The sequence below is a fragment of the Dorea sp. AM10-31 genome (assembly GCF_003435815.1).
Lineage (GTDB): Bacteria > Bacillota > Clostridia > Lachnospirales > Lachnospiraceae > Dorea_D > Dorea_D hominis.
This window is the reverse complement of sequence record NZ_QTUV01000009.1, coordinates 48,626-61,230: the sequence shown is the minus strand read 5'-3', so window position 1 is coordinate 61,230 and position 12,605 is coordinate 48,626. Positions and strand designations below refer to the sequence as shown.

At 42.9% G+C, this 12,605-nt stretch carries 11 protein-coding genes; all 11 read right to left on the bottom strand.

Annotation, left to right across the window (positions count from 1 at the left end; all coding sequences use genetic code 11):
• Window positions 1-48: 48 nt before the first annotated feature.
• The 11 genes from DW125_RS12195 to DW125_RS12145 all read right to left on the bottom strand — a co-directional run bounded on the left by DW125_RS12195 (window position 49) and on the right by DW125_RS12145 (window position 12,531).
• The gene (locus DW125_RS12195; RefSeq protein WP_021860209.1) at window positions 49-306 is read right to left on the bottom strand and encodes an HPr family phosphocarrier protein; all 258 of its coding nucleotides are present in this window, start codon (window positions 304-306) and stop codon (window positions 49-51) included.
• Between the two features lie 59 nt (window positions 307-365).
• On the bottom strand, window positions 366-2,498 hold the full coding sequence (locus tag DW125_RS12190) for a PTS transporter subunit IIABC (RefSeq protein ID WP_117538316.1): 2,133 nt from the start codon (window positions 2,496-2,498) through the stop codon (window positions 366-368).
• A 640-nt stretch (window positions 2,499-3,138) separates the two neighbouring features.
• Entirely contained in the window at window positions 3,139-5,754 is a 2,616-nt protein-coding gene (gene adhE, locus DW125_RS12185) for a bifunctional acetaldehyde-CoA/alcohol dehydrogenase (protein WP_117538315.1), read from the bottom strand.
• A gap of 205 nt (window positions 5,755-5,959) precedes the next feature.
• On the bottom strand, window positions 5,960-6,916 hold the full coding sequence (gene dusB / locus DW125_RS12180) for a tRNA dihydrouridine synthase DusB (protein WP_117538314.1): 957 nt from the start codon (window positions 6,914-6,916) through the stop codon (window positions 5,960-5,962).
• 2 nt (window positions 6,917-6,918) lie between these two features.
• Window positions 6,919-7,692 (bottom strand): type III pantothenate kinase, encoded by a 774-nt coding sequence (locus DW125_RS12175; RefSeq protein ID WP_021860213.1) that lies wholly within the window; start codon window positions 7,690-7,692, stop codon window positions 6,919-6,921.
• A gap of 9 nt (window positions 7,693-7,701) precedes the next feature.
• Window positions 7,702-8,031: a DUF6145 family protein gene (locus DW125_RS12170; protein ID WP_021860214.1), complete on the bottom strand. Its 330-nt coding sequence runs from the start codon at window positions 8,029-8,031 to the stop codon at window positions 7,702-7,704.
• A 38-nt stretch (window positions 8,032-8,069) separates the two neighbouring features.
• Complete coding sequence (locus tag DW125_RS12165; RefSeq protein ID WP_021860215.1) at window positions 8,070-9,050, bottom strand: biotin--[acetyl-CoA-carboxylase] ligase; 981 nt, start codon at window positions 9,048-9,050, stop codon at window positions 8,070-8,072.
• A gap of 17 nt (window positions 9,051-9,067) precedes the next feature.
• On the bottom strand, window positions 9,068-10,060 hold the full coding sequence (gene argF, locus DW125_RS12160) for an ornithine carbamoyltransferase (RefSeq protein ID WP_021860216.1): 993 nt from the start codon (window positions 10,058-10,060) through the stop codon (window positions 9,068-9,070).
• A gap of 55 nt (window positions 10,061-10,115) precedes the next feature.
• Complete coding sequence (locus tag DW125_RS12155; RefSeq protein ID WP_442873176.1) at window positions 10,116-11,048, bottom strand: SPFH domain-containing protein; 933 nt, start codon at window positions 11,046-11,048, stop codon at window positions 10,116-10,118.
• A gap of 5 nt (window positions 11,049-11,053) precedes the next feature.
• A complete protein-coding gene (locus tag DW125_RS12150) occupies window positions 11,054-11,497 on the bottom strand; it encodes an NfeD family protein (RefSeq protein WP_021860218.1) in 444 nt (147 codons plus the stop codon).
• 230 nt (window positions 11,498-11,727) lie between these two features.
• Window positions 11,728-12,531, bottom strand: a complete 804-nt coding sequence (locus DW125_RS12145; protein WP_021860219.1) for a TrmH family RNA methyltransferase — start codon at window positions 12,529-12,531, stop codon at window positions 11,728-11,730.
• Window positions 12,532-12,605: the final 74 nt, after the last annotated feature.

Here is a 12,605-nt window from a genome sequence, read left to right as displayed (position 1 = left end):
AGTTTTTACCTCAACGATATTTTCCACTCTTTTGCATTCTGCAAACTTTTACAGATTTGCCTCCAAAAATGCTTTGATTCCATCTGCTGCCGCTTCTTCATCCGGTCCTTCTGCTGTCACACGTACTTCCTGTCCGCATTTGATTCCCAGTGCCATTAAAGCCATCAATCTTGTAACTTCTGCAGATTTTTCATCTTTGTAAATCGTAATCTTACTTTCGTATTTTTTTGCCTCTTTCGCAAGCATTCCTGCCGGTCTTGCATGGATTCCCTGTTCGTCTTTTACTGTGTACATAAATTCTTTCATTTGTTTAATCTCCTTTTTTCATTTTTCTTTATATAATGTTGGATCCTCCAACGGGTTTCTTAATATCTGTCTATTGCAAATAATGGTTCTCCTGCTTTGATCTCGCCTTCTGCCAGAAGTCTTACTTTATCACTGTCTTCCAGTTCTGTACAAAGGACCGGCGAACACAGAGACGGGGCATGTGCTTTCAGAAAATCAATATCAATTTCCATCAGTTTTTCGCCCTTTTTCACTTTCTGTCCATTTTCTACAAATACCTGGAAGCCTTCACCGTTCAGGCTTACTGTATCAATTCCGATATGAAGCAATAAAGATAAGCCACTGTCAGTTAAAAATCCAATTGCATGTTTCGTATCAAATACAAACACGACTTCTCCGTCCTCCGGCGCAACAATCTGTGCATTTTCCGGTGTCACAACTGCTCCATCTCCCATCATGCGTCCGGCAAATCCTTCATCCGGTGCAGTAGACAGGTCGGCTGCCAGACCTGTGATCGGACTGGACACGATAATTGTCTCTTTTACTTCTTTTGTTTCATTTTCTGCAGTTGTATTTTCTTCTTTTGTTACAGCAACTTCTTCTGCCTGCGGAACGATTTCTTCGTCCGGTGCTGTTTCTAAATAGTCTTCAAAGTTTGACTTGATCACTGTAACTTTCGGTCCGTAAATGATCTGCACTCCATTTCCTTTATGAACCACTCCGGAAGCTCCTGTCGCTTTCAAAATGCTATCCTGTACAAGCTCCGGTTTATAAACTGTGCAGCGAAGTCTTGTCGCACAGCAGTCTACGTCAGAAATATTTTTCTTTCCACCAAGTCCTACAAGAATTCCTTCTGATACTGCATCCTCTGGATTTGCTGCTGCACCTTCTTTTCTTGCGTTGACATCTGCTCTCGTATAAAGCTTTACTTCTTCCACATCGTCACGTCCCGGTGTTTTCAAATCCATTTTCTTGATTAGGAAACTAAACAAGAAATAATAAACGATAAAATATCCAACTCCGACGATCACGATCCAGATCCAGTTTGTCTTTTCATTTCCCTGTAAAATTCCAAACAGGAACATATCGATCAGTCCACCGGAGAATGTCATTCCAACACCGACTTTAAAGACGTGCATCAGCATATAAGCAAGTCCTGCGAATACGCAGTGAATTCCATACAGCACCGGTGCGACAAATAAGAATGTAAATTCCAATGGCTCTGTAATTCCTGTCAACATAGAAGTCAATGCTGCGGATAATAATAAACCTGCAACTGCTTTCTTCTTTTCCGGTTTTGCTGTCTTATACATTGCAAGCGCGGCTCCCGGCAATCCAAAGATCATAAGCGGGAATTTTCCACTCATAAATCTTGTTGCAGATACTGCAAAATGTTTTACAGACGGATCTGCAAGCTGTGCAAAGAAAATATTCTGCGCACCTTCGATAGTTTTTCCAGCCACCTCTAATGTTCCGCCTACACCGGTCTGCCAGAATGGAAGGTAGAATACGTGATGCAATCCAAACGGGATCAGCAGACGCTCCATAAATCCGTAAACCCATGTTCCTGCATATCCGGATTTCAAAACAAGATCTCCGATGTGGTAAATACCAGACTGGATCACCGGCCATACAAAGAACATTAAAATTCCGACTCCTACATAGACCAGACCGGAAATGATCGGTACAAATCTCGTTCCGCCAAAGAATGATAACACCTGCGGAAGTTCGATCTTATAAAAGCGGTTATGCAGCGCCGCAACTCCAAGCCCTACGATAATTCCACCGAACACACCCATCTGCAGGGAAGTGATTCCACATACATCTGCAACTGCTCCTTCTAACATCGCGTCTGCTCCACCGTTTGCCGTAATCAGCGCCCCGATGGAAGCGTGCATGATAAAAAATGAGATTACAGATGCAAGTGCTGCAACTTCTTTCTCTTTCTTTGCCATACCGATTGCAACACCCATTGCAAAAATCACCGGCAGATTCGTGAAAATAATATTTCCAGCTGCACTCATAACCTGCAGGATCAAGTTCAGCACCGTACCCGGTCCCATAATCTTCATCAGTCCATACGTTTTCAACATTGTTTCATTGGTAAACGATCCACCAAGCCCGAGCAGCAGTCCCGCTACCGGAAGAATTGCGATCGGAAGCATGAAGGATCTTCCTACTCTCTGCAAAACTCCGAAAATTTTGTCTTTCATAGTTTTTCTTCTCCTTTAGTTTCTTGTTATAGTGTATCCGTTTTTAACATTTATATAGGAGAATTCCCCGCTTCGCGCGAGTGGGCATCTTTTCAGAGAGGTTTATGCAAGAAAAACAAAGTATCATATATACAGCAAAAAAAAGACATTACCCCTACATAAATATCAAAATACTTATGCACAGTTAATGCCTGCTTACTCAGTTACACACCATGTATGTCATATTTATAACATATCAAAAAAAGAAAGTCAAGATGTAAATTTTATAGAAATCACATACAAAATTTACATCCCGACTCACCTTTGTTGTACTGCGCACAGCTTTGGCGTGCTCATAATTTGTGGTATCCAGCTTCTTCTCTGTTTTCTTTACAGATAGTTCATAAGAAGTCGCCTCCTGCCAGGAACGGCAACGGATGTAAAGGACTTCACCGGCGTTGACTTTCTGCCATAAAATTGGCGCTGTCCCTCAGCCTTACAGTTGAAACTGACGCTCCGGTCAGCGGCAGGTATATGTCAATTATAGCAACACAGCACGACCTTGAAAAGTAAAGAAAGCCGGAATATGAATTTTATAGAAATCACATACAAAATTCACATCCCGGCTGACTACCGTTATTTGTTCTTATTTACTACAGTTTTATTTACCATAGTAGCATTTCAGATACATTTCTTTGATTTCTTTCATCAGTGGATATCTTGGGTTAGCTGCTGTACACTGATCGTTAAATGCCTGCTCTGTCATCTCATCTAATGTATCAAGGAAGTATTTCTCATCGATACCATAGTCTTTGATCGTCTTCTTGATACCGATCTTCTCTTTGAGTACTTCCAGTTTTGCAAGGAAGTTTTCAAATACTTCTTCATCTGTATTTCCCTGGCATCCTGCGAAACGTCCAAGCTCTGCATAGCGGGCAAGTGCGTGTGGATACTGGTACTGAGAAAATGTTCCCATCTTTGTCGGTACTTCTGCTGCATTATATCGCATAACTTCTGTTAAAATAACTGCGTTTGCAACACCATGTGGCAGATGGTGGAACGCTCCTAATTTATGAGCCATTGAGTGGTTCAGTCCAAGGAATGCATTTGCAAATGCCATACCAGCCATGCAGGAAGCATTTGCCATATGTTCTCTTGCAATCGGATCATTTGCTCCGTTTTCATAAGCAGATGGCAGGTTTTCAAATACCATTTTCACTGCTTTCATAGCAAGACCATCCGTGTAATCTGTTGCCATGATAGATACATATGCCTCGATCGCATGTGTCATAACATCAATACCGGATGCACTTGTCAGTCCTTTTGGGGCTGTCATTGCATTGTCAACATCTACGATTGCCATATTCGGAAGCAGTTCGTAGTCAGCAATCGGCCATTTTACACCAGTCTCTGCATCTGTGATGATCGCGAAAGGTGTCACCTCAGATCCTGTTCCTGAAGATGTAGGAATTGCTACGAAATATGCCTTCTCTCCCATTTTCGGGAATGTAAATACTCTCTTACGGATATCCATGAAATCCATTGCCATGTCTTCAAAGTTTGCTTCCGGATGTTCATACATCACCCACATAATCTTTCCGGCATCCATTGCAGATCCACCACCGAGTGCGATGATTGTATCCGGCTCAAATGCGCGCATCTGGTCTGCACCTTTCTGTGCACACTGTAATGTCGGATCCGGTGCTACTTCATAGAAGCATGTGTGCTGAATTCCCATCTCATCCAGTTTCTCTTCAATCGGTTTTACATATCCATTTTTATATAAGAAGCTGTCGGTTACGATAAATGCCTTTTTCTTATGCATTACGGTTCCAAGTTCATCCAGTGCTACCGGCATACAGCCTTTCTTAAAGTATACTTTCTCAGGTGTTCTGAACCACAGCATGTTCTCTCTCCTCTCAGCTACCGTCTTAATGTTGATCAAATGTTTTACGCCTACGTTCTCTGATACAGAGTTTCCACCCCATGAACCACATCCAAGTGTGAGAGACGGAGCAAGTTTGAAGTTGTACAGATCACCGATTCCACCGTGTGAAGATGGTGTATTAATAAGGATTCGGCATGTCTTCATTGCTGCTGCATGCTTTGCAATCTTTTCTGTCTGTGCCGGATGCACATATAAAGAAGCTGTATGTCCATATCCACCGTCAGCTACAAGCTGAGCTGCTTTTCCAAGTGCCTCATCAAATGTCTTTGCTCTGTACATTGCGAGTACCGGAGATAATTTCTCGTGTGCAAATTCTTCTGAAATATCAACGGATTCTACTTCACCGATCAGGATCTTTGTATTTTCCGGAACTTTTACACCTGCCAGTTTTGCAATCTCGTAAGCAGACTTTCCAGGGATCTTATTGTTCAATGCGCCGTTGATGATGATTGTCTTACGAACTTTATCAAGCTCTTCGCCTGGTTTCAGGAAATAACATCCACGGTATGCAAATTCTTTCTTTACTTCATCATAAATGCTGTCCAGTACAGTTACAGACTGCTCAGATGCACAGATCATACCATTATCAAATGTCTTAGAATGAATGATGGAGTTTACTGCCATCCTCACATCTGCTGTGTCATCAATAATAACCGGTGTATTACCAGCTCCAACTCCGAGTGCCGGTTTACCGGAAGAATATGCTGCTTTTACCATTCCAGGTCCGCCGGTTGCAAGAATAATATCTGCATCTCTCATAACGGTATTCGTCAGCTCCAGTGAAGGTGTATCGATCCATCCGATGATTCCTTCCGGTGCTCCTGCTTTCACTGCCGCATCCAGAACAACTTTTGCTGCTGCAATTGTAGATGCCTTAGCTGCCGGATGTGGACTAATGATGATTGCATTTCTTGTCTTCAAGCAGATCAGTGTTTTGAAAATTGCTGTTGATGTCGGGTTTGTTGTAGGAATAACTGCCGCAACCAGTCCGATTGGTTCTGCAATCTTCTTAATTCCATATGCTTTATCTTCTTCGATCACGCCACAGGTTTTTGTATTCTTGTATGCGTTATAAATATATTCTGCTGCGTAATGGTTTTTAATAACCTTATCTTCAACGATTCCACGACCTGTTTCTTCGACTGCCTGTTTCGCAAGAGGGATACGCATCTTATTGGCTGCCATTGCTGCTTCGAAGAAAATCTTATCAACTTGTTCCTGCGTGTATGTAGCAAAGATCTTCTGTGCTTCTCTCATCGCTTTCATTTTTGCTTCAAGAGTTTCCACGCTATCAATGAATGTTGGTACTGTCTCTTTTTTCTTTGCCATCTTCTGATCCTCCTGTAAATGGTATATGTGATTTCTTTCTATGTTTCATACTATACATGCTCGTTAATATTTTGTCAATTACTTTTGGTATTTTTTTAACATATTTGTTAATTTTTAAACAATCGCTTTGAAAAGCAATAATTTTCAGGAGGATTTTTGTATATATTTACCACACTATCAATGCGGTGTAATAAAGTAGCTATCATTATTTGATCTTCTCATAAAGAAGTGCTTCCAATTCTTCGTAAGATTCTGTCCGGTTGATTTCATCTCTTAATTTGGATGAGCCTTTCATTCCTTTCGTATACCAAGCAACGTGTTTTCGCATCTCGCGGATACCAATAAAGTCACCCTTGTACTCCATCTGAAGTCTCGCATGTCTTAGCATTGTCTCGCGAATCACTTCCGGCGAAGGACGTTCCGGCAGTTTTCCAGTCTTTTCGTATTCCAGAAGTTCTCTGAAAATCCATGGATTTCCCTGGGCGCCTCGTCCGATCATTACGCCATCACAGCCGGTTTCTTCCCGCATCCGGATTGCCTGCTCTCCGGTTGTCACATCACCGTTTCCGATAACCGGAATAGACACTGCTGCTTTAACCTGTCTTATAATATCCCAGTCTGCTTTTCCGGAATAATACTGCTCTCTTGTTCTTCCATGTACGGCTACTGCTTTTGCTCCTGCTTCTTCTGCAACTTTTGCAATCTCCACTGCATTAATATGCGCATCGTCAAATCCTTTTCTGATCTTCACTGTCACAGGTTTCTTTATTGCTTTTGCCGTCTTTGACACAATCTCATAGACAAGCTCCGGTCTTAACATAAGTGCAGAACCTTCTCCGTTCTTCACGATCTTCGGTACCGGGCAGCCCATATTGATATCCAGGATCTGAAATGGAAGTGGTTCGATCATTTTCGCGATCTCACTGATGATATCCGGCTCCGATCCGAACAGTTGCAATGAAACCGGATATTCTTCCGGATGAATCGCCAATAAAGTCTTTGTATTTTTATTCTTATATTGCAGTGCTTTTGCACTGATCATCTCCATACATAAAAGCCCTGCCCCCTGCTCTTTGCAGAGCAAACGGAAGGGCAGGTCTGTAACCCCCGCCATTGGTGCGAGGATATATGGATTTTCAAGCTTTACTTCTCCAATCTTCATGCTTAACGTTTCCTGTTCTTTTGATAAATAATATGAAGTCCTTTTAAAGTCAGCTGAGGATCATACACATCAATCGTATCTGTCTCTGCAGCAATGATTTTTCCAAGTCCTCCGGTCGCAACGACTTTTGCATTCTCATAACCAGACTCTTTTTTCAACTGATTGATGATATATTCTGTCTGTCCGATCTGTCCGTAGACCAGACCGCCCTGCATTGCCGAAATCGTCTCTTTCGCCAAAATAGATGCCGGTTTCTTAATCTCGATCGCCGGCAGCATATCTGCCTCACCCCACAATGCCTGCGCGGAAGTGCGGATTCCCGGAGCAATCACACCTGCTTCAAATGTGCCATCTGCTCCGACAATATCATACGTTGTCGCTGTTCCAAAATCTACAACTATAACAGGTCCTCCAAATAATGTATATGCTGCAACCGCATCCACGATACGATCAGCCCCTACCTGTCTCGGATTCTCTGTAACGATACGGATTCCGGTCTTAATTCCTGCTGAAACGACCATCGGTTTTACGCCAAAATATTTAATAATTGCGCTTCCTAAAGAATGCATGATATCCGGAACTACAGAGGCGATAATTACGTCTGTAATCTGTTCGCCTTCAATTCCATGTCTTTCCACCAATTCACGCAATGTGATTCCATATTCATCTGATGTACGCGGCTGTTTTGCCTTCATACGGAAAGTACCGGAGATCTTGTCTTCCGAAAAAATGCCGAGTGTAATGTTTGTATTTCCCGCATCTATAACTAATAACATATTTTCCTCCTACAGCTCTTCTCCCAGGAAGAACACTTTGTAATATAACTGCAACGACTGCAGTAATTCCTGTTTTTCTCTCTGAAGCTGTTTGATTTTCAACTGGCTTCCAATATCATCAAACATCGGATCTCCCTCTTCAGATGTCACTTCAAAACACAGCTCTCCGTTTTCTTCATAGACCAGTGTCAGTATGCCACCTACGTCGTGTACATATAACACACACATGATTTTCAGTTCGTCTTTGATATGATCCGGTAGTCCTGAAAAATCAGGATTCAGATAATATTTTTCTTCATAAGAATTTGCCCCACAAAGGACGATTTTCTCTTCGTACATAATACCTCCGCTATTTTACAACAGTTTGTCCCGGCTGTCTATACATATCCGTAGATTCCTCGCACAGACACTTCTCCGGCATAGATTTCACGCTCAGTGCCATCCGGCAGAACTACGATCAGCTCACCGGTATCGTTAATTCCTTTTGCGTGTGCTTCATATGCTCCCGCCGGATCCAATACCCGCACATCCCGGTCACGATTAACCAGACACGCTTCATATGCCTCCCGGATTCCGGACAAATCTTCCCGCTGCACAAACTGTTCATAATATTGTTCAAATCTTTCCATAACCGTCGCAATAACTCCGGCACGCTTTACAGGCTTACCCGTCTCCACCTTCAAAGATGTTGCCGTCTCTTTGATCTCATCCGGAAATGTTTCCTGATTGACGTTGATCCCGACTCCGATCACAACATAATTGATATAATCAATTTCCGTACTCATCTCCGTCAGGATTCCGCAGATTTTCTTCTTATTCAGTACGATGTCATTCGGCCACTTGATTCCCGCATCCACACCAAGCGCATCCCTGATTCCATCTGCTACCGCAAGCGCCATTACAAGTGTCAGCATCGGTGCTTTCACCGGAGGTATCTCCGGTCTTAATAAAATAGTCATGGAAACACTGTTCCCAGACGGTGACTCCCAGCCGCGTCCGCGTCTTCCTTTACCGGCAGTCTGTCGATCTGCGACAAACAGTGTACCGTGTACTTCACCTTTCTCACCCGCCGCTTTCGCCTGATTATTCGTGGAATCCGTCTCGTCGTAGTAAACAACCTGTCTGCCCGCCCATTTTGTCGTAACCAGACTTTCAATTTCTGCTTTTGACAAAACATCCGGACTATCCAGAAGGCGGTAGCCTTTATTGCGTACCGCCTCAATTGTGTAACCTTCTTTTTTTAACTGTTCCATTACTTTCCAGACTGCAGTCCTTGACACCTGAAAATGATCACAAAGCTGCTGCCCGGATATATAAGAGCTGCTCTCTTTCAGCAGTCGTAAAATCTCTGCTTTCATCTTATCGCTCCGACTTTCTATCTCTCACCAAGTGTTGCAACCATAACCGCTTTGATCGTATGCATACGGTTCTCTGCCTCATCGAATACCTTGGACTGTGAAGATTCAAATACTTCATCTGTTACTTCCATATCTGTAAGACCGTATTTTTCATAGATTTCTTTACCGATTTTGGTCTTCAGATCATGGAATGCAGGCAGGCAGTGCAGGAAGATTGCTTTCTCTCCGGCATTATCCATTACTTCCTTCGTAACTTTATATGGTGACAGTTCTTTGATTCTCTCTGCCCATACTTCATCCGGTTCACCCATAGATACCCACACGTCTGTATAAATAACATCTGCACCTTTGGTTCCGGCTTTTACATCCTCTGTCAAAGTAATGGTTCCGCCGCTTTCTTTTGCATAGCCTCTGCATGTTTCAACAAGCTCTGCATCCGGGAAATATTTTTCAGAAGTACATGCTGTAAAATGCATTCCCATCTTCGCACACGCAATCATCAGAGAGTTACCCATGTTATACCTTGCATCGCCCATGTATACAAGATGGATATTCTCCAGTGTTCCAAAATGCTCACGGATCGTCAGCAGATCTGCCAGCATCTGTGTCGGATGATACTCATTTGTCAGGCCATTCCATACCGGCACACCTGCATGTTTTGCCAGTTCTTCTACACGTTCCTGACCGAATCCACGATATTCGATACCATCAAACATTCTTCCGAGTACTCTTGCTGTATCTTCAATACTCTCTTTCTTGCCAATCTGGGATCCACTTGGATCCAGATAAGTGGTTCCCATTCCCATGTCATGTGCCGCCACTTCAAAAGAACATCTGGTTCTTGTACTTGTCTTTTCAAAAATAAGCGCAACATTCATGCCTCTGTATTTATCTACCGGAATTCCTTTTTTCTTCTTATCTTTCAGATCTGCTGCCAGATCCAGCATGTAGGTAATCTCTTCCTTTGTAAAATCTTTCAGTGTTAAAAAATGTCTGCCTTTTAGGTTCATCCTTCGTGTCCTTCTTTCCTTATTGTCCAGTCAGCCTTTTTGGCCGTTGTTTATTTTATTTATCTTTTCCACCAATCTCTGTCATGGACTTCACCAGTCCTGCCATGCCCTGGATCTCGGATGGAATAATAATCTTGGTTGCTTTTCCGTCCGCTGCCTTCTCAAATGCTTCCAGGCTCTTCATTGTCAGCACGGCTTCATCTGCTCCTGCTTCTTTCAGGAAACGAATACCGTCTGCATTCGCCTGCTGCACCTTTAAGATTGCTTCTGCTTCACCTTCTGCTTCACGGATCATTGCTTCCTTCTGTGCCTCTGCTTTCAGGATTGCTGCCTGTTTCTCTGCTTCCGCATCAAGGATTGCCGATTCTTTATGACCTTCTGCTACCAGAATTGTTGACTTCTTCTCACCTTCTGCACGCAGGATTGCTTCACGTCTCTCACGCTCTGCTTTCATCTGTTTCTCCATTGCGTCCTGAATAGCTGCAGGTGGTATGATATTTTTCAGCTCTACACGATTTACTTTAATTCCCCATGGATCTGTTGCCACATCCAGGGAAGCACGCATCTTCGTATTGATCGTCTCTCTGGAAGTCAATGTTTGGTCAAGTTCCAGATCACCGATAATATTACGAAGTGTCGTTGCTGTCAGATTCTCAATTGCCATGATCGGATTGGCAACTCCATAACAGAACATCTTCGGATCTGTGATCTGATAAAACACAACTGTATCGATCCGCATTGTTACATTATCTTTTGTAATAACCGGCTGTGGCGCAAAATCTACAACCTGTTCTTTCAGATCAACACGTCTTGCCACACGGTCAAAAATCGGAACTTTAAAATGAAGTCCCGTACTCCATGTTGCCTGATAAGCCCCCAGTCTTTCGATTACAAGTGCCTCTGCCTGTCTGACAATCTTCACACAGGATATAATAAGCATCACAACAATCAATATTAATATTGCTAAAAAAATCGTATTTAGTGCCATCATCTTTACTCCTCCTCTTTTCTTCTCTCTCTGACAATAAGCTTCACACCTTGGATACCTTCCACTACAACGATCGTATCTTTTGCGATCTTTCCATCCGGTTCGTCTGTCTTTGCCGACCATTCCTGTCCACGGATTTCTACATGTCCTGCTGCCTGCAGTGTATCAATATCTTCTGTCACCAGTGCCTGTTCCCCAATAAGACTCTCAGCGTTCGTCTTCTGCCGCTCTTTATTAAAATACTTCACGGCAAGTGGTCTTGTAAGCACCAGTAATATAACAGAAACTATGAGAAATGCAACAACCTGCACAGGCAGACCGAAGCCGATCACTCCGCTCACAAATGCCACCAGCGCTCCGCCGGCAAACCAGATTGTCGTAAGTCCCATAGTCAAGATCTCGATAATTAATAATATTACAAATAATATAAGCCAGTATACAGTCTGCATAAATATTCCTCACTTTGCTCCGTGCTTCGCACTCCCTCAATCTGCCCGATATTCGCATATCGTGGGATTGACATCCCTCTTTTATGCTCATATCGGGGCGAGCCCAAAAGTCTTGCATCCACTTATGAGTAAACTCATGTGGATGCCGGACTTTTTGTCTCTGGTATCATTATCTTACTATATTTTCTCCGATAACGCAATTCTTACTGTCTACTGACTTCCTTATGATTTTATGAATTTTTCTCTGTATTTCTTCTCTGTCTCTTCACTTCAAACATCAATACCGAAGCGGCTATTGCGGCATTTAACGACTCCACCTCTCCGCTCATTGGAATAATGATATAGTGATCTGCCATTTTCGAGGTTTCTTCACGCAGCCCGTTCCCCTCATTTCCAATCAGGAATGCACAGGAGAAAGCATAATCTTCTTCATCATAAGACTTCTCCCCGTCCAGATGCGCCGCGTATACTTTAATCCCGGCATCTTTGATCTTGCGGATTGCCTTCAGGATATCTTCCGCATAATAAAACGGCATCCGGTAAATAGAACCCATCGTTGAACGGATTGTTTTCGGATTGTAAATATCCACACAGTCACGGCTCATGATCACACCTGTTACACCTGCGCCTTCTGCAGTCCGCACGATCGTACCCATATTTCCTGGATCCTGCAAATTATCCAGCACTAGCAGATGCCTCTTTTCGCCTTTTAACAGATCCTCCAGCTTATAGGATTTCTGTCGCACGACACAGAGAACACCCTGTGGTGTCTTTGTATCCGATGCATGTGCAAATACAGTATCCGTCAGCACTTCTATGTGCACTCCGGCTTGCCCTGCAATCGCATTTACCAGCACTTTTTCTTTTTTATAAAAAGATTCAGATACATATACTTCCTGTAATTCATCCACCGGCACTTCCCGGAACATCCGGATGCCTTCCACAAGAAATACATGTTCTTCATCTCTTAATTTTCTCTTCTTTTTTAAATTAATCAGTCTTTTAACTTTTCCGTTTGCTGTACTTGTAATCATTCTCTCTGTCCCTTAATAACTATAATATTGAAGCACCCCTGATTATGGTGCCTGCAAATCGCTTTTTACTTCAC